The organism is Pseudomonas sp. SG20052 (assembly GCF_031766055.1).
Taxonomy (GTDB): domain Bacteria; phylum Pseudomonadota; class Gammaproteobacteria; order Pseudomonadales; family Pseudomonadaceae; genus Aquipseudomonas; species Aquipseudomonas mandelii.
Window position 1 is genome coordinate 4,786,361 of record NZ_CP134498.1, and the last position, 17,654, is coordinate 4,804,014.

Below are 17,654 nucleotides of genomic sequence, written 5' to 3' on the forward strand. Positions count from 1 at the left end.
ACTCCATATGCATCTATATAAAGAAAGAAAACCTTACCAACGGAATCTCAGCTGTGGCACCGGTGCCGGGGTTGGTGCTACGACCGGCGCCGCACCCTCGGCTGGCTGCGCAGGCGCTGCCGGTGCAGGCGCCTCACCGGCTGGAACTTCCTGCAACTTCGCGAGGGACAGCTGCGAACGTAACTGCTCGGCGCTGCCATTGACCCGATAGAGAATGCGCTCGCCATCAACCGTTTGCAGGCGCGCCCTAAAGGGCTCCAGCAAGCGTCCAAGGGCGGCGTAGCGTTCCAGGTTCATGCCCTGCACTTCCAGCAATTGTTCGCCCGAAGCGCCCGGCTTGACGACAAACCGCGGTGCCAGTCGCTCACTGACCGCCAGCATCACCGCATCGGCCACAGCAGCCTGATCCACCCCTTGTACGCTGCCCGCCTCTTTCTTGTCGCCCAGCCACATGTTCCATTTGGCCTGCCACTGGCCACCCTCTTCCCGGGCATGCACCGCGAGCAAGGCATCGGCGTTGTAACGGTCCGAGGCAGCGCGCAACGGCGTTGCATCTGCCCCTTCAAGGTTGGGTGCCGTAGCCACCAGTTGCTCACTCAGGTCCGCCAACGGCAACCGCAACGGCAGACCACGATGCTGGGCTGCGCGACGCAACGGCGCGGCGCTGGACTGGCCATCGCCCACCAGGCTCGATCCCTCGGCGGAGTCGTTCAACCACCAACTCAGGATCGACGGCCGATTCGTCCCCCACAAAGACAACCCGGCGCGGCGCAAGGCTTGTTCGGTGCTGGCCGGGTCGAAATCGACTTTCAGCACTTCCGGCGGACCGGCGTCGAAACCGTATTGACTGATGATCTGTTGCGGGTCTTTGCGCAGCGCCGCCAACCCCGGACTTTGCGCCGCCTTGGGATCACCGGTCAGGCGCAGCACCAGGGTGTCCAGCGCGCGCTGGGTCGCCTGGTCGCGCTCCTCAGACGATTGACTGCTGACAGGCTCACGCACTTGATACAGGCCTTTGACGGTTTCGGCATGACTCGCCAGGCTGACCAGTGAAAAACAGCCTGCAAATAAAAATCTGGAAAAAAAACGCATGGGAGATTCCTGACGACGAGAGCGGCTGGAACAGACCGCATGAAGATGATCGAGCAAGGCTGTGACCACATCCCTGCGCAAAACATTCACCACGATCTGACTAAGTTTTTCGCACTGTCATAACGATAGACGGTTAATCGCGATACCTTATACAGCCATCGAGGCGGCGACCAACACGGGCAATAGAGGTTTTTTTCAGCCGATATGCCCCTGCCGTCGGCGTGAGGATGGCCGCTGCCCTTCAAGCCTGATAAAATCGCGCGCCTTCGCAGACCGGCAACAGCCGGGCACCCTGAAATTCGTGCAAGGCGCTCGCCTTCGTTTATTTCAGCGGTCCCACTGGACTCGGTCGTTACCCCTGAATCCCCCCTAAAGGCCTGGATCATGAGCAAGCAACCCTCCCTGAGCTACAAGGACGCCGGTGTAGACATCGACGCCGGTGAAGCATTGGTCGAACGCATCAAGAGCGTCGCCAAGCGCACTGCGCGCCCGGAAGTCATGGGCGGCCTGGGCGGTTTCGGCGCCCTCTGCGAAATCCCGGCCGGCTACAAGCAGCCCGTACTGGTTTCCGGCACCGACGGCGTGGGCACCAAGCTGCGCCTGGCTTTGAACCTGAACAAGCACGACAGCATCGGCATCGACCTGGTGGCCATGTGCGTGAACGACCTGGTGGTCTGCGGCGCCGAGCCGCTGTTCTTCCTCGACTACTACGCCACCGGCAAGCTGAACGTCGAAACCGCGACCCAGGTCGTGACCGGCATCGGCGCTGGCTGTGAACTGTCCGGCTGCTCCCTGGTCGGCGGCGAAACCGCTGAAATGCCTGGCATGTACGAAGGCGAAGACTACGACCTGGCCGGCTTCTGCGTCGGCGTCGTGGAAAAATCCGAAATCATCGACGGTTCGAAAGTCGCTGCCGGCGATGCCCTGCTCGCCCTGCCGTCTTCCGGCCCGCACTCCAACGGCTACTCGCTGATCCGCAAGATCATCGAAGTCTCCGGTGCCGATATCGAAAACATCCAGCTCGACGGCAAACCGCTGACCGACCTGCTGATGGCCCCGACCCGCATCTACGTGAAACCGTTGCTCAAGCTGATCAAGGACACCGGCGCGGTCAAAGCCATGGCCCACATCACCGGTGGCGGCCTGCTGGACAACATCCCGCGCGTACTGCCAAAAGGCGCCCAAGCCGTGGTTGACGTCGCAAGCTGGACCCGCCCTGCCGTGTTCGACTGGCTGCAAGAGAAAGGCAACGTCGACGAAAACGAAATGCACCGCGTGCTGAACTGCGGCGTGGGCATGGTCATCTGCGTGGCTCAAGAGCACGTTGAAACTGCCCTGAACGTCCTGCGTGAAGCCGGCGAGCAGCCATGGGTTATCGGTCAGATCGCCACCGCTGCCGAAGGCGCAGCCCAGGTTGAACTGAAGAACCTCAAGGCTCATTGATGTCCCAGACCTGTGATGTGGTGGTGCTGTTGTCCGGCACCGGCAGTAACTTGCAGGCCCTGATCGACAGCACGCGGACCGGCGACAGCCCGGTCCGCATCGCCGCGGTGATTTCCAACCGCGCCGACGCTTACGGCCTGCAACGCGCCAGGGACGCGGGTATCGACACCCGCTCCCTGGATCACAAGGCTTTCGAAGGCCGCGAAGCCTTCGATGCCGCGCTGATCGAACTGATCGACGCCTTCAACCCCAAACTCGTGGTACTGGCCGGTTTCATGCGCATTCTCAGCGCTGACTTCGTGCGCCACTACGCGGGTCGCCTGCTCAACATCCATCCCTCGCTGCTACCCAAATACAAAGGGTTACACACTCATCAGCGCGCGCTGGAAGCCGGCGACACGGAACATGGCTGCTCCGTGCACTTCGTCACCGAGGAACTCGATGGCGGACCACTGGTCGTACAGGCAGTAATACCGGTAGAGTTGCACGATTCGCCGCAGAGTCTGGCGCAGCGAGTCCATGTTCAGGAACACCTGATCTACCCGATGGCTGTACGCTGGTTTGCCGAAGGTCGTTTATCGCTCGGTGAGCAAGGTGCTTTACTGGATGGAAAGTTACTCGCGGCCAGCGGCCACTTGATTCGAAACTAGGAGATTTTATGCGTCGCGCCCTGCTCTTCGCTTGCGCTCTGTTTGCCCTGCCTTTCGCGCAGGCTGCAGACCTTCAACCTTTCTCCGCCAGCTACACCGCCGACTGGAAGCAGCTGCCCATGAGTGGCACGGCTGAACGCAGCCTGACCCAGGGTGCCAACGGTGTCTGGAAGCTCAGCTTCAAGGCCTCGATGATGATCGCCAGCCTGACAGAAGAAAGCACCCTGACCCTGGACAAGGACACGTTGCTGCCCCAGTCCTACCACTTCGAACGCGGTGGTCTGGGTAAAGCCAAGAAAGCCGACCTGGACTTCGACTGGACCAACAAAATGGTCACTGGCACCGATCGCGGTGATGCGGTCAAGATCCCGCTGAACCGTGGCATGGTCGACAAATCCACCTATCAGCTGGCCCTGCAACACGATGTGGCCGCCGGCAAAAAAAGCATGAGCTATCAGGTCGTCGATGATGGCGAAGTCGATACGTATGACTTCCGCGTGCTGGGTTCGGAGAAAGTCGACACCAAGGCCGGCCAGATCGATGCGATCAAGGTCGAGCGCGTGCGCGACCCGACGCAAAGCAAGCGCATCACCGTCCTGTGGTTCGCCAAGGATTGGGATTACCTGCTGGTTCGCCTGCAACAGGTCGAAACCGATGGCAAGGAGTACAACATCATGCTCCTCGACGGTACGGTCAACGGCAAGGCTGTCAAAGGCAGCTGATCCGGGCATGAACAAAAATCCGGAATCCCTCAGGGATTCCGGATTTTTTTATGCCTGCCGAACGTCAAATCCGCGCCAACGCCTGAGCCAGGTCAGCGCGCAGATCCTCGACATCCTCGACCCCCACGGACAAACGCACCAGCGCATCGCCGATCCCGAGTTGTGCACGAGTGTCTGCGGGGATGGTGGCATGCGTCATGATTGCCGGATGCTCGATCAGGCTTTCCACCCCGCCCAGGCTCTCGGCCAGGGCAAATATCTGCACATTTTCAAGGAAGCGTCTGGCGCCAGCCAGGTCGCTGTTCAGGTCTAGGGAAATCATCCCGCCGAATCCACGCATCTGCTGCCGCGCCAATTCGTGCTGCGGGTGCGACGGCAAGCCCGGATAGTAAACGCGTGCCACTTGCGGCTGACGGTCCAGCCATTGCGCAAGCTCCAGCGCGTTACTGCAATGACGCTCCATGCGCAACGCCAGGGTCTTCACGCCGCGCAGGGTGAGGAACGCGTCAAACGGCCCGGCGATGGCACCTACCGCGTTCTGCAAAAAACCCAGGCGCTCGGCCAGTTCGGCGTTCTGCCCGACCACCGCAATGCCGCCGATCACGTCGGAGTGGCCGTTCAGGTACTTGGTCGTCGAGTGCACCACGATATCGAAACCCAACTCCAGCGGGCGCTGGATCCATGGGCTGGCGAAGGTGTTGTCGGCGACACAGAGGATGCCGCGCTCGCGGCAGATACGCGCAATGGCGGCGAGATCAGAAAGGCGCAGCAAAGGATTGCTCGGCGTCTCGACACAGACCATCCGCGTGTCGTCCTGCAACGCCGCTTCGAAGGCGGACAGGTCGGTCAGGTCGACGTAGCTGAAGCGATGCCCGGCACTGCGCTGACGGACTTTGTCGAACAGGCGAAACGTTCCGCCGTACAGGTCGTTGCCGGAGACGATGTGCGCGTTGGCATCGAGCAGTTCGAGCACCGTGGAAATCGCCGCCAGCCCGGAGGCAAAGGCGAAGGCCCGGGTGCCGCCCTCGAGGTCCGCCACGCAACGCTCCAGCGCAAAGCGCGTCGGATTGTGCGAGCGGCCATAGTCGAGGCCCTTATGCACGCCGGGGCTCTGCTGCAAGTAAGTGGAGTTGGCGTAGATCGGCGGCATCAGCGCCCCGGTGGAAGGATCCGGCGTCTGTCCGGCATGGATCACACGGGTGCCGAAGGCGCGGGGCGCGCCGGATTCATCGTGCTGACTCATGTAAGCGATCTCCGTAAGTGATTGAGCAGGTCGACTCGCGTAATCAGGCCATGGAAGCCCGAGGCATCGGCGATGATCGCCACCAGACCACGATCGAGCTCCGCCTGCAGTTCGGCCAGACTGGCGTTTGCCGGCAGGGTTTGTAACTTGTCAGTCATGGCGCTGGCTACGGGCATGCGCAAGTGCGAAGCGTCTTCGTGCACGCCCAGCAGAATATCGGATTCGTCGATCACGCCGACCAGCCGCTTGCCGTCCGCCAGCACCGGCAATTGCGATACATCCGCCAGGCGCATGCGCTGGAAGGCGGTGAGCAGCGTGTCGTCGGGGCCGACGCTGATGACGCGGCCATCCTCGAAACGCCGCGCGATCAGGTCGCGCAGATCGCCGTAGCGCTTGTATTGCAGCAGGCCCTGATCGTTCATCCACTGGTCGTTGTAGACCTTCGACAGGTAACGGGTGCCGGTGTCGCAGACGAAGCTGACCACCCGTTTCGGCTCGGTCTGCTCGCGGCAATAACGCAGCGCCGCCGCCAGCAAAGTGCCAGTCGAGGAACCGCCGAGAATGCCTTCGGCACGCAGCAGTTGACGGGCGTGATCGAAGCTTTCCTCGTCGCTGATCGAATAGGCGTGGCGCACGCTGGAAAGGTCGGCAATCGATGGAATGAAGTCTTCGCCGATGCCTTCCACCGCCCATGAACCGGCCTTGCCGAGGGTGCCGCTGCGGCTGTACTCGGCCATCACCGAACCGACCGGATCGGCCAGCACCATTTCCAGGTTCGGTTGCACACGTTGAAAGAAGCGCGTCAGCCCGGTCAGGGTGCCGGCCGAACCGACGCCGACGACAATGGCATCCAGATCATGCTGGGTCTGTGCCCAGATCTCCGGCGCGGTGCTGCATTCGTGGGCCAGCGGATTGGCCGGGTTGTTGAATTGGTCGGCGAAGAACGCATCGGGAATCTCCTGCGCCAGCCGCGCCGCCACGTCCTGATAGTAATCGGGATGACCCTTGCCGACGTCGGAACGGGTGATGTGCACCTCGGCGCCCATGGCCTTGAGGTGCAACACCTTCTCGGTGGACATTTTGTCCGGCACCACCAGCACCACTCGATAGCCTTTGGCACGGCCGACCAGGGCCAGGCCGAGGCCGGTGTTGCCGGCGGTGGCTTCGACGATGGTGCCGCCGGGTTGCAGACGGCCATCGCGTTCGGCGGCGTCGATCATCGCCAGACCGATGCGGTCCTTGATCGAACCGCCGGGGTTCTGTGATTCGAGTTTGAGAAACAGCGTACACGGGCCGGTATCGAAACGGCTGACGCGCACCAGCGGCGTATTGCCAATCAGTTCAAGCACGGCAGGGCGGGAGTCGTTTGGCATGTCGTTACCTCGCTGCGAGAATCCGCACTGGATGGACAGCAACCGGCATCGGGTCTTCGTGCGCCAGTCACCAGTAATGCCTCGCAAGGAACATAGGCAGGGAATGCGCTATCCGCAACCGTGCGCAGCCAACCGGTAGCGTCGCAGCCTTAACGGTTGCGAGGCAGAATCGACAGAAAATTGTCCCGCGCGACTTTTCTCGCCACCTGCTCAGGCAAGGCGTCGAGAAACGGGTCGAAGCTGCGCATTTCCTTACCCAGCTTGTTGAAACGTCCCACCACATCAGAGCCGAGCATGAAGCGATCCGGGAAGCGCTCCACCAGTCCCCGCCAGGCTTCAGAAGGCTTGCCCTGCTCATCCAGCAGGTAAGGCGTCAGCATGCTCCAGGACAGGTCGATGTACAGATTGGGGTAGGCCTCGAGCATTCGGCTCAGGGTCGGCAACAGAAAATCCAGTCGGGTTTGATGCCGATGGACCTCGGCGCTGGTGCCTGCGTGCGCCCAAATGAATCGTGTATGCGGATGATTACGCAACGGCTCCTCGACTTCCGACAGGTACAGCGGATTTTTCTCACGCTTGGAGGTGATGTTGGAGTGCAGCATCACCGGCAAGTCGTTCTCCGCCGCGAGGTGATAGATCCGCGTCATCGCTTCGTTGTTGGCCCGTGGCGTGTCGCCAGCGGTCAGCGCGGTCAGGTCATCGTGCCGGGTAAACACTTCGCCGATCCCCTGCCACAGCCCCGGATTGAGATCGAGCATTCGCTGGATGTGCGCTGCGGAGTTTTTGTCGTTGGGGTTGAAACCGGACAGGAACGGGTGAAAGCGCTGACGCTGCTCGGGGGTCAATTTGTTTACCGCTGCCGCGACGATCACATCCGTCGCGCTGTACCAATAGGCATCGGCGTCATCACCGGCGTAATAGCGCGGGCGCTTCGGTTCGTCTTCGTGCCATTTCTTCGCCACCGGGATCCCGGAAATCATCACATGATCAATGGCATTGTCGTCCATGGCCTTGAGCAATGTCGGCATGCCGGCGGTTTCCTGAAAAAAGTCCACGTAATGCAGGTGCGCATCGCTGTAGGCGTATTCGCGTGCATTGACGTAAGCACTGGATAGCACCAGCAAACAGGCAAGGCTCAAACGGAACAGGGGCACGGGCATTCTCCGGGGGCAGGAAAGACGTAGACCTTTGCACACTCAAGACGGTTCAGCCGGTAAGAAAGTGGAACGCGCATCATCAGGAATGCTCTATAACTTCGAGGTCTGTTTTGATCGAATGACTTTTTAGCCTGGGAGGCTCCCAATGACCGTTACCGTCAATACCGTTTCCGCCGAAGGTTTTCGCCACAGCGTCCAGATCGATGACCACGAGCTTTTTGCCGATGTGCCGACCACGTCTGGCGGCGAAGGCTCGGCCCCTGAGCCACACGACTACTTCGACGCGGCCCTGGGTGCCTGCAAGGCCCTGACACTGAAGCTGTACGCAAAGAAGAAAGACATTCCGCTGACCGGCGTCACGGTTGAAGTCAAACGTGACAACAGCGAAGAGCAGAAAGGCAAATATGCCCTGCACGTCAAACTGACCCTCAAGGGCGTGCTCACCGACGCCCAGCGCGACGAGTTGCACCGCGTGGCCGACCGCTGCCCGGTACACAAGCTGATGACCAGCACCGAGGTGAGCATCGAAACCCATCTCTCCGAAGGTGCCTTCAGCCAATAGCGGCAAGGGCTGCGCAAGCGGGTTATGCTCCACGCGTCACCCGCTCAGCCTGGAATGCACCATGAACACGCCACTCGTGATCCGCCCTCGCGCCGAAGATGTCGAGGGCCAACCGATTCTGCGCCCGCTGCCGTCAGCCAAATGCCGCAGCGTCGGACCATTCGTCTTTTTCGACCACATGCTCGAAACCCGTTATGCGGCGGGAACAGGCATGAACATCCGTCAGCACCCGCACATTGGCCTGTCCACCCTCACGTATTTGTTCGAAGGAAAAATCCAGCACAAGGACAGCCTCGGCTCCGATCAGGTGGTCGATGCCGGCGATGTCAGCTGGATGACGGCGGGCAGTGCAATTGCTCACGTTGAACGCACGCCTGAAACCTTGAAGCAAAGCGGCTTCACGATGCACGGTTTGCAGGTTTGGCTCGCCTCCCCCAAGACGCAGGAACAGGGGCCCGGCCACTACAGCCATCATCCGGCGGCGACGTTGCCGGTCAGCGATAACCTTGGCGTGAAGATCCGCATGATTGCCGGGTCAGGCTTTTGCCTGGAATCGCCGGTGCCGGTGCTTTCTCCTACGCTGTATGCGGAATTGAACCTGCAAACGGCGACCACCTTGCTGATCCCGACCGAGCATGAAGAGCGGGCACTGTACGTGCTCAGCGGCGACGCACAGCTTGATGGCGAGCTGCTGGAGCCGCATGCGCTGGTGGTGCTGCCTGCCGGAGAGGAAATGACGTTGTTCGCCGAGAGCGACTGTCATGCCGTGCTCTTTGGCGGGGCACCGCTGGACGGGCCGCGGCGAATCAACTGGAATTTTGTGGCAAGCGATCCGGCGGCGATCGATGAAGCGCGACGACGCTGGGCGGCTGGGGATTGGCCGACGGTGCCGGGGGAAAGCGAGCGGATCGAGCTGCCTTAGCATCGTCGGTAACAGTTACACCGCCATCGCGAGCAGGCTCACTCGTACAAGGGAGAATGCATTCCAATTGTAGGAGTGAGCCTGCTCGCGATGAGGTCGGCCCTGACACCGAGAGTGTCAGGGCGGAATCAGCTATCAGTCTTTAAAAACTTCATCCAGCAGATTGTGCATCGAAGTAAACGCCCGAGCCGCCGTCTTCGCGTCATACATCATCTTGCCCGGCACATTCGCATGCGGGTCAGTAAACGAATGCACCGCGCCGCCGTAACTCAGCAGTTGCCAATCCACGCCCGCCGCATTCATTTCCTCTTCAAACGCCGGCAATTGCTCTTTCGGCACCAGCGGGTCGGATGCACCGTGCAACACCAGCACCGAGCCCTTGATGGTTTTAGCATCGTTGACGTTCGGCGTATCCAGCGTGCCATGGAACGAAACCGCCGCTTTTACCGGCGCGCCCGTGCGGGCCAGTTCCAGTGCGCAGCAACCGCCGAAGCAGAAACCGAAGGTCGCCAGTTTCGAGGTATCAACCGCCGCCTCGCCCTGCCCTTGCAACTGTTCGAACGCCGCTTGCATGCGCTTGCGCAGCAAGGCGCGGTCGTTCTTGAGCGGCATCATCGCTGCACCCGCCTCGTCGCCATTCTGTGGACGCACCGACTGGCCGTACAGGTCGGCGATCAACACCACATAACCCTTGGCCGCCACCGATTTGGCGATCTCCTCGGCACCGGCGCTGACACCCATCCAGTTCGGCGCCATCAACAGACCGGGGCGCGGGCCTTTGTGGTCGGCATCGAACGCCAGACGGCTTTCATACGACTGGCCATCAAGCTGATAAGCGACGGAACGAACAGTGATTTGGCTCATGACTAACTCCCAGTAAAAGACACCAGAATGAAAAAACCCGCCGAAGCGGGTTTTTTTACAACTCGGTTAAACCGACAGTTCAACCAGCAGCTTGTTGAGGCGGCGCACATACGCGGCCGGGTCTTTCAAGCTGTCGCCGGCTGCCAGTGCCGCCTGATCGAAGAGAATGTGCGACAGGTCGCCGAAGCGCTCGTCGCTCTGCTCGTTGTCGAGTTTCTCGATCAGCGGGTGAGCCGGGTTGAATTCGAAGATCGGCTTCGAATCCGGAACCTTCTGACCGCTGGCTTCGAGGATCTGACGCATCTGCATGCCCAGGTCCTGCTCGCCGATGGCCAGGATCGCCGGGGAATCGGTCAGACGGTGGGAAACCCGTACTTCAGCGACGGATTCGCCCAGTGCAGTTTTCAGACGCTCAACCAGGCCCTCTTTGGACTTGGCGACTTCTTCCGCGGCTTTCTTGTCTTCTTCCGAATCCAGGTTGCCCAGGTCCAGGTCACCGCGCGCCACGTCGACAAAGCTCTTGCCGTCGAAGTCGCTGAGGTAGCTCATCAGCCACTCATCAATGCGGTCGGTCAGCAGCAGCACTTCGATGCCTTTCTTGCGGAAGACTTCCAGGTGCGGGCTGTTCTTGACTTGCGCGTAGGTTTCGCCGGTCAGGTAGTAGATCTTGTCCTGACCTTCCTTGGCGCGAGCCAAGTACTCGGCCAGACCCACCACTTGCTCACCTTCATCACCGCTTGTCGATGCAAAACGCAGCAGCCCAGCGATTTTCTCTTTGTTGGCGAAGTCTTCTGCCGGGCCTTCTTTCATGACCTGACCGAAGTTCTTCCAGAAGCCTTTGTATTGCTCAGGCTCGTTCTTCGCCAGTTTTTCCAGCATGTCGAGAACGCGCTTGGTCAGCGCCGACTTCATGGAATCGATAATCGGGTCTTTCTGCAGGATTTCCCGCGACACGTTCAGCGACAAGTCGTTGGAATCGACCACACCTTTGATGAAGCGCAGGTACAGCGGCAGGAACGACTCGGCCTGATCCATGACAAATACGCGCTGTACATAGAGCTTCAGGCCTTTCGGCGCTTCACGCTGGTACAGGTCGAACGGAGCACGGGTCGGCACGTACAGCAGCGAGCTGTATTCGAGCTTGCCTTCGACCTTGTTATGGCTCCAGCTCAGCGGATTTTCGAAGTCATGAGCGATGTGCTTGTAGAACTCCTGGTATTCCTCGTCCTTGATCTCGGTGCGAGGACGAGTCCACAGGGCGCTGGCGCGGTTGACGGTTTCCCATTCAACTGCAGGCTTCTCTTCACCTTCGACAGCTGCCACTTCTTTCGGCAACTCGATCGGCAGAGCGATGTGGTCGGAGTACTTCTTGATGATGTTGCGCAGACGCCAGCCATCGGCGAATTCGTCTTCACCGGACTTCAGGTGCAGGACGATACGGGTGCCGCGCTCGGCTTTCTCAACGGTGGCAACTTCAAAATCGCCTTCACCTTTGGACGACCAATGCACGCCTTCGCTGGCAGCAGAACCGGCACGACGGCTGAACACGTCAACTTTGTCAGCGACGATGAAGGCCGAGTAGAAACCGACACCAAACTGACCGATCAGGTGCGAGTCTTTCTTCTGATCGCCAGACAGGTGTTTCATGAAATCAGCAGTGCCGGATTTGGCGATGGTCCCCAGGTGGGTAATCGCGTCTTCACGGCTCATGCCGATGCCGTTGTCTTCGAGGGTGACGGTCTTGGCGTCCTTGTCGAAGCTCACACGGATTTTCAGTTCGGCGCCACCTTCCAGCAGTTCAGGCTTGGACAGGGCTTCGAAACGTAATTTGTCGACAGCGTCAGAGGCGTTCGAGATCAATTCGCGAAGGAAAATTTCCTTGTTGGAATACAGCGAATGGATCATGAGGTGCAGCAGTTGCTTCACCTCGGTCTGGAAGCCCAGGGTTTCCTTTTGAGTTTCCACACTCATGGTCATCAAACTCCAATCAGATGGCAGTGGCCGCGACCTGAAGGGTCGGCGGCGGGTTGTCATCAGAGTTTGGGGCTGAGTTCAGGATTTCAAGGGCTCTTCAATTTTGAAATGGCCGCGGGCGGTGGCAATCGGCTCGGCTTCGGTGGTTTGCCAGGCTGTAATCGCCACGTTTGCCACGCGTCGGCCCTGGCGGCAAACCTGACATTTGGCCCAGGTATCGCGAAACTGCCCGGCTCGCAGGTAGTCGAGGGAGAAATCGATGATCTTCGGTACACCGGGCGAGCCGGTGAAAATCAGCAGGTGCAGCGCTGCGGACAGCTCCATGAACCCGGCGATCACCCCGCCATGGATGGCCGGCAGTAAAGGGTTACCAATGTTGTCCTTGTTGGCCGGCAAGCGAAACAGCAGCTCATCCCCGACACGGGAACACTCGATGCCGATCAGTTTGGCGTAAGGCAGCAGGTGCAGCAGCGAGGCATAGTCCCCCTGCGCGTGGGCTTGCTGGAGTTGCTCCTTGAAAGAGTCAGTCATTTCGCACCTCCGGCGATTGCACCGCCAAAACCCTTGGCGCCTTTGACGGCTTTGCCCATGCGCATGAACGTGCCGACGACATGGGCGATGGGCTGCTCGGGATCGTCCTGGTAGGCAAAGCCTCGGGCGAAGATCACGTCGGTGGTCACCCGGTAGCATTGGGCGAAACCGTAGACATCCTTATGCGGCTCGGCGGCATGCATGTAGTCGATGCGCAAATCGAGGGTCGGGCAGACTTCAAATTCGGGCAGGACGCAGAGGGTCGACATGCCACACGCGGTGTCCATCAGCGAGGTCAAAGCCCCGCCATGGATCACACCGGTCTGCGGGTTGCCGACGATTTGCGGGCTGTACGGCAGGATGACCGTCAGCCCTTCGTTGCTGGCGCTATGAACCCGCAAACCCAGCACCTGACAATGCCTGAGTGCCGAAAGAAATCGCGTCGCGCGCTCAAAAACGGGGTTTTCGGCCATGTGATAAACACTCTTCTTAATAGTCGGAAATCGTATTCGGCGTATTCGTAAAAGTTCCCGCAGGAATATTCTTATATATCTGAACGATTTGAGGAACTTAACCCTAGGGGCTGTGCTCGAAAGGCCAGTAGATATTTTCCATAAGGAGATACACCCCATGCGTAAGACTTTAGCTATTGCCTTGATGTTGACCGCTTCCCTCGGTCTCGCTGCTTGCGATAAAAAATCCGAGGACAAAGCTCAAGATGCTAACCAACATGCTGAGCAAGCCCAGCAAGACATGAACAAAGCTCAGGATAAAGTGAACGACGCTGCGAAAGAAAACGCCGAAGCTGCCAAAGCTCAGGCCGAATCGAACAAAGCCGCTGTTCAAGAGTCGGCTCCAGCCGCTCCTGCTGAAGCACCTAAAAACTAAAACAGTTTTTAGCGTGATAAAAGAAAACCCGCCAAGTGCGGGTTTTCTTTTGTCTGTCATTCGAACCTTTAGAGCAAAACAGTTCTAAAAGTCGGACTAATCATCAACAGCAACGAACACACTAGTCCGACGATCCATACCAGGCTGCGCTGCCAGGCAAGATCCGCCCAATAGCACAGTAAATAAATGATTCGGGAAATCACAAAGATGATGGCCAGCGAATCGATCAGCCACCCCGCCGTCTGCGTGGTGTGCGCCATCAACACCCCCACCGCAAACAATATGAACGCCTCGAAGCTGTTTTGATGCGCCGCCACTGCACGGGCGCCGAAACCTGTGAGTTGCGCCTGTTGCTGACGCGGCAGGTGATTGTTGTAACCGCCCTGCTCTTTCATGGCCTTGGTCACGGGCATGCGGGCCACGTAGATCAGCAAGGCGCTGATAAACACGCACCAGAACGGAATACTCATCAAGCGGCCTCTTTATTGGCTTCGGGCAATGGCGCCTCTGTAGGGGTATAGACCATCACATCGAGAACGTCGGAATGAAACTCCCGGCGATACAACACCAGCACCACGCCAGCACTCATCAACATGAACAGCCATGGGCTGACGAACCAGGCCAGCATGGTCATGCCAAAGTAGTAAGAACGCAGGCCAAAGTTGAACTGGTTGGCCGCCATGGAAATTACCCGGGCGGCTCGGGCGGCGAAGGCTTTGCGCTCTTGTTCGGACACGTGACGTTCGCCAATCATCGGCGCCGACCCGATCAAAATGGCAGCGAAGTTGTACTGGCGCATGCACCAGCTGAAGGTGAAGAACGCATAGACAAACACCAGCGCCAGGCACAGTAACTTGATCTCGGACATCCCCTGCGACGCCTGTTGCACCATTGGAATATCCGCCAGCAACGACACGGCCCGTTCCGACGCACCGAGTACGGTGAGAATGCCAGCCAGGATAATCAGCGTGCTGGAGGCAAAGAACGAGGCGTTACGCTCCAGGTTGCCGACCACGCTGGCGTCGGCGATGCGGTTGTCGCGCAAGAGCATGCGGCGCATCCAGTCTTCACGGTACAGGTGCAGCACACTGGCCAGGCATGCGGTGTCGCGGCCCTTCCATGAGGCATAGCGGGTGTAACCGCCCCAGCAGATGACAAACCACAGCGCGGCAACGATGTGGATGATATTGGCGTGGATGAACGACATGCAGGTCCTTAAACGTGGGCTGAAGCTGAGTTTTCAATACGAATTGGCTGTGCAAGGCAACCACTACCTCTCGCGTTCAACGTTACATAAGCGCTTGTTCAATGCAAAGTCGAAAAAGGGCGCACTTCATTAAATTCTATCGATTGAACATCATCAATAGCTGTCATATTTGACAGCTATTCAGTCTTATTTTTACCGGTTAGCCTCCAAGGTATCGCTCGTAGCCTCTTGAACTTTATCAATCGGCACCTGGAGAATTCCTATGCTCAGCCCCCAAAAAAAATCAGCCGCGGCTCCTGATGAACAATGGCTTGATCCGTTTTTTGGGGAGGCTGGCGTAGCCTATCAATTTTCTGCAGGAAGTGACCCACTGCAAATTGTTTCCAGAAGACCCGACGAGAAGTTACTTCTGGCAGGCGGCGTCTACTGGGAAGGTCATCAAGACTTCCAGCTTGTACAACTGCTGGAAGATGGCAGCCGGGATCCTGATTTTGCGGATGACGGAATACTCAAGGGCGGGTTTAAGGTTGGATCTCGGGCCTCTCTACACGGCGCCCAACTTTACAAAGATGGGAAGATCCTGGTCATTGGTACACACCGCGACGATATTGAGTATCTTGCTTTCGCGCGCTTTCTCGAAAACGGCAAACCTGATTACACGTTTGGCGATGAAGGTCTGGTACTGAATCCCTACCCAACCCACTTGAGTAACCTGGCCGTTTCAACCAGACCCCATCTTTCAATGACTCAACCAACCTCCAACACTGCAATCGGTCCAAATGGCGAAATCATAATGGCGGGTTGGACGAGCATCTTTCGATACGACCCAGACGGCAAACTTGATCTGTCATTTAACGGAAGCGGCAGCATCAATGTCGATTTCGTCATCCATGCAGTCGGCGCGTCCGCTGATGGCGCCATTACTGTCGTCGGATCCAGCTCCGTAGGCTTTAGCCCTCAGAACGAAGGTATCGTCGCCCGCTTCAAAGCTGATGGAACTCCAGACAATTCCTTTGGGACGAGCGGCATCACGAGAATCCGCATCGACGAAGCCGATACAGTATTTTCAGGCCTGTTACTGCGCGAAGATGGCAGTACGTTCGTGACTGGCTCGTTGGACCGAACCCCGAACGATGTTTGGGGCAACGGCCGCCGGGGAGTGCTTGCAGCGTTTAATGGAAATGGTTGGCCGAATCTTGTTTTCAACGGTGGCAAAGCGGTGGTGTCCGAGTTGCCATCAAGCGCAGCCAACGCATGGTCTGACATTGGCGGAGACCCTGCACATGGAATTGTCGTCGTTGGCCTGTCAGGCGCGAGAAGCAGGGAGAGTACGCTGATCGCCCGTTATGAGGCTACGGGAAAACTCGACATCACGTTCGGCGACGAAGGCTTTCTGAATACCCGCTTTGGAAAAGATTACGAGTTCTGGAAGTCGGTGGTTGTGCAACCCGATCAAAAAATCATTGCTTCGGGTGATTGCCGGTATTTTTTTGACAGGGCGACTGTAGCGCGGTTTCTAGCCACCAGAGAGTAGTAACTGGTGATAAAAAAATGCCCCGTATCGATTGATACGGGGCATTTCTATAGCGACTCAAGACCCGCTTGTGGCGGGCCATGAAGCAACTTAAGCCAGCACTTCTTCGCGCTTGCCCAGCAGACGATCGCAAACCACCGCAACCACCAAGGTCATCACCGACGGCACCAGCCACGCCAGACCTTGCTCGCTCAACGGCAGGTGGGACAGCTGAGCTGGCATCCAGTCCGCCAGCCCCGCCCCCTTGAGCGCATCGATCATGCCGAAGATGAACGACACCAACATCACCGGGCCAACGATACGGCCCTGTTCATGCCAGAAGTCTTTGCAGAAGCTCAGCGCGACCAGGGCGATGCAGGGTGGGTAAATCGCCGTCAGTACCGGGATCGAGAACGCAATCAGCTTGGTGAGGCCCAGGTTGGACACAAACAGGGAGAACACGGCGAGGATGATGACCAATGTCTTGTAGGACAGTGGCAGCACACGGCTGAAGTATTCGGCGCATGCACACGTCAGACCGACCGCGGTGACCAGACAGGCCAGGGAGATCAGCACCGCCAGGAAACCGCTGCCCAGCGAACCAAAGGTGTGCTGAACATAGGCGTGCAACACCGCGGCACCGTTGGCTGCACCGGCCGCCACTTCATGACTGCCGGAACCGAGACGAAACAGGCTGACATACACCAGCGCCAGGCCCACGCCGGCAATCAGCCCGGCAATGATCGCGTAGCGGGTGATCAGCGCTGGTGACTCGACGCCACGGGAGCGGATCGCGTTGACGATGACGATGCCGAACACCAGCGCGCCAAGGGTATCCATGGTCAGGTAACCGTTGATAAACCCTTGGGAGAACGGCGCCGCGACATACTCAGGCGTCGCCACGCCGATGTCACCGGCAGGCAGCGCGAATGCGGCGATGCCGAGTGCGGCCAGGGCGATGATCTTCAGGGGGGCGAGGAAACGTCCTACGGTATCCAGCAAACGGCCCGGATAGAGCGAAATGAAGAACACCAGCAGGAAGTACACCGAGCTGTAGAGGAACAGCGCCAGCGGGCTTTCGCCGGTCAGCGGCGCCAGACCCACTTCGAACGATACGGTCGCGGTACGCGGCGTGGCGAACAGCGGGCCGACCGCGAGGTAGCACGCAGCGGCCAGCAGGCCGCCGGCGATTTTGCCGATCGGGCTGCTCAAGGCATCCATCGCACCACCGACCTTGGCCAACGCAACCACGGTGATCACCGGCAAACCGACTGCCGTGATCAAGAAGCCTAGCGCCGCCATCCAGACATTGGGCCCGGACTGCAAACCGACGATAGGCGGGAAGATGATGTTGCCAGCCCCGACAAACAGGGCAAACGTCATAAAACCAAGTGCCAGGATGTCCTGACCTTTCAAGACTTTCATTAAGGAAATACCACACTACTGAATCGGAATTTAGAGAGGGATTTCCCTGAGGGGTGAGGGAAATGCTGTCGGTCCGTATAGGACTGAC

18 protein-coding genes are annotated in these 17,654 nt (G+C 58.8%); 7 read left to right on the plus strand and 11 right to left on the minus strand.

The annotated features are described in order from the left end of the window. Positions 1-33: 33 nt before the first annotated feature. Complete coding sequence (locus RHP74_RS21970; RefSeq protein ID WP_010456808.1) at positions 34-1,092, minus strand: DUF2066 domain-containing protein; 1,059 nt, start codon at positions 1,090-1,092, stop codon at positions 34-36. A gap of 384 nt (positions 1,093-1,476) precedes the next feature. Here RHP74_RS21970 and purM point away from each other — a divergent pair, with 384 nt between their 5' ends. Genes purM through RHP74_RS21985 form a run of 3 tightly spaced genes read left to right on the plus strand, consistent with a single transcriptional unit; the run spans position 1,477 to position 3,907 of the window. Continuing rightward, positions 1,477-2,535 (plus strand): phosphoribosylformylglycinamidine cyclo-ligase, encoded by a 1,059-nt coding sequence (gene purM, locus RHP74_RS21975; RefSeq protein WP_010456810.1) that lies wholly within the window; start codon positions 1,477-1,479, stop codon positions 2,533-2,535. Then, positions 2,535-3,185, plus strand: a complete 651-nt coding sequence (purN, locus tag RHP74_RS21980) for a phosphoribosylglycinamide formyltransferase (RefSeq protein ID WP_077749781.1) — start codon at positions 2,535-2,537, stop codon at positions 3,183-3,185. Before purM ends, purN begins: the two co-directional genes overlap by 1 nt. 8 nt (positions 3,186-3,193) lie before the next feature. Next, positions 3,194-3,907: a DUF3108 domain-containing protein gene (locus RHP74_RS21985; RefSeq protein ID WP_077749780.1), complete on the plus strand. Its 714-nt coding sequence runs from the start codon at positions 3,194-3,196 to the stop codon at positions 3,905-3,907. A gap of 64 nt (positions 3,908-3,971) precedes the next feature. Here RHP74_RS21985 and RHP74_RS21990 read toward each other — a convergent pair whose 3' ends face one another. The 3 genes from RHP74_RS21990 to RHP74_RS22000 all read right to left on the minus strand — a co-directional run bounded on the left by RHP74_RS21990 (position 3,972) and on the right by RHP74_RS22000 (position 7,683). Next, the gene (locus RHP74_RS21990) at positions 3,972-5,150 is read right to left on the minus strand and encodes a PLP-dependent aspartate aminotransferase family protein (protein WP_311096291.1); all 1,179 of its coding nucleotides are present in this window, start codon (positions 5,148-5,150) and stop codon (positions 3,972-3,974) included. Beyond that, positions 5,147-6,523, minus strand: coding sequence for a pyridoxal-phosphate dependent enzyme (locus RHP74_RS21995; protein WP_077749778.1), 1,377 nt, complete (start codon positions 6,521-6,523; stop codon positions 5,147-5,149). Before RHP74_RS21995 ends, RHP74_RS21990 begins: the two co-directional genes overlap by 4 nt. 149 nt (positions 6,524-6,672) lie before the next feature. Beyond that, positions 6,673-7,683 carry an amidohydrolase family protein gene (locus RHP74_RS22000; protein ID WP_409201916.1) on the minus strand — a complete coding sequence of 337 codons (1,011 nt, stop codon included), beginning with the start codon at positions 7,681-7,683 and terminating at the stop codon, positions 6,673-6,675. A 142-nt stretch (positions 7,684-7,825) separates the two neighbouring features. On the opposite strand from RHP74_RS22000, the gene RHP74_RS22005 reads away from it, so the two are divergent. Further along, positions 7,826-8,242, plus strand: coding sequence for an OsmC family protein (locus tag RHP74_RS22005; RefSeq protein ID WP_010456822.1), 417 nt, complete (start codon positions 7,826-7,828; stop codon positions 8,240-8,242). A 61-nt stretch (positions 8,243-8,303) separates the two neighbouring features. Next, entirely contained in the window at positions 8,304-9,164 is an 861-nt protein-coding gene (locus tag RHP74_RS22010; RefSeq protein ID WP_221107012.1) for a pirin family protein, read from the plus strand. 135 nt (positions 9,165-9,299) lie between these two features. Here the strand turns inward: RHP74_RS22010 and RHP74_RS22015 are convergent, their stop codons facing one another. The 4 genes from RHP74_RS22015 to RHP74_RS22030 all read right to left on the minus strand — a co-directional run bounded on the left by RHP74_RS22015 (position 9,300) and on the right by RHP74_RS22030 (position 13,006). Further along, positions 9,300-10,028, minus strand: coding sequence for a dienelactone hydrolase family protein (locus tag RHP74_RS22015; RefSeq protein WP_010456825.1), 729 nt, complete (start codon positions 10,026-10,028; stop codon positions 9,300-9,302). 66 nt (positions 10,029-10,094) lie between these two features. Next, positions 10,095-11,999, minus strand: a complete 1,905-nt coding sequence (gene htpG / locus RHP74_RS22020) for a molecular chaperone HtpG (RefSeq protein ID WP_083377278.1) — start codon at positions 11,997-11,999, stop codon at positions 10,095-10,097. An 81-nt stretch (positions 12,000-12,080) separates the two neighbouring features. Continuing rightward, the gene (locus RHP74_RS22025) at positions 12,081-12,533 is read right to left on the minus strand and encodes a PaaI family thioesterase (RefSeq protein WP_010456830.1); all 453 of its coding nucleotides are present in this window, start codon (positions 12,531-12,533) and stop codon (positions 12,081-12,083) included. Next, on the minus strand, positions 12,530-13,006 hold the full coding sequence (locus tag RHP74_RS22030) for a PaaI family thioesterase (protein ID WP_077749774.1): 477 nt from the start codon (positions 13,004-13,006) through the stop codon (positions 12,530-12,532). The genes RHP74_RS22025 and RHP74_RS22030 overlap by 4 nt, the downstream gene beginning before the upstream one ends. Before the next feature lie 157 nt (positions 13,007-13,163). Between RHP74_RS22030 and RHP74_RS22035 the strand changes: the two genes are divergently transcribed. After that, positions 13,164-13,421 (plus strand): hypothetical protein, encoded by a 258-nt coding sequence (locus tag RHP74_RS22035; protein ID WP_054049624.1) that lies wholly within the window; start codon positions 13,164-13,166, stop codon positions 13,419-13,421. A gap of 68 nt (positions 13,422-13,489) precedes the next feature. Here RHP74_RS22035 and RHP74_RS22040 read toward each other — a convergent pair whose 3' ends face one another. Further along, positions 13,490-13,891: an MAPEG family protein gene (locus tag RHP74_RS22040; protein WP_010456836.1), complete on the minus strand. Its 402-nt coding sequence runs from the start codon at positions 13,889-13,891 to the stop codon at positions 13,490-13,492. Further along, positions 13,891-14,628: a DUF599 domain-containing protein gene (locus RHP74_RS22045; protein ID WP_010456838.1), complete on the minus strand. Its 738-nt coding sequence runs from the start codon at positions 14,626-14,628 to the stop codon at positions 13,891-13,893. Before RHP74_RS22045 ends, RHP74_RS22040 begins: the two co-directional genes overlap by 1 nt. A 262-nt stretch (positions 14,629-14,890) precedes the next feature. Here RHP74_RS22045 and RHP74_RS22050 point away from each other — a divergent pair, with 262 nt between their 5' ends. Then, on the plus strand, positions 14,891-16,162 hold the full coding sequence (locus RHP74_RS22050; RefSeq protein WP_311096293.1) for a hypothetical protein: 1,272 nt from the start codon (positions 14,891-14,893) through the stop codon (positions 16,160-16,162). A gap of 90 nt (positions 16,163-16,252) precedes the next feature. On the opposite strand, the gene brnQ is transcribed toward RHP74_RS22050, so the two are convergent. Next, the gene (gene brnQ / locus RHP74_RS22055; RefSeq protein WP_010456842.1) at positions 16,253-17,566 is read right to left on the minus strand and encodes a branched-chain amino acid transport system II carrier protein; all 1,314 of its coding nucleotides are present in this window, start codon (positions 17,564-17,566) and stop codon (positions 16,253-16,255) included. Positions 17,567-17,654: the final 88 nt, after the last annotated feature.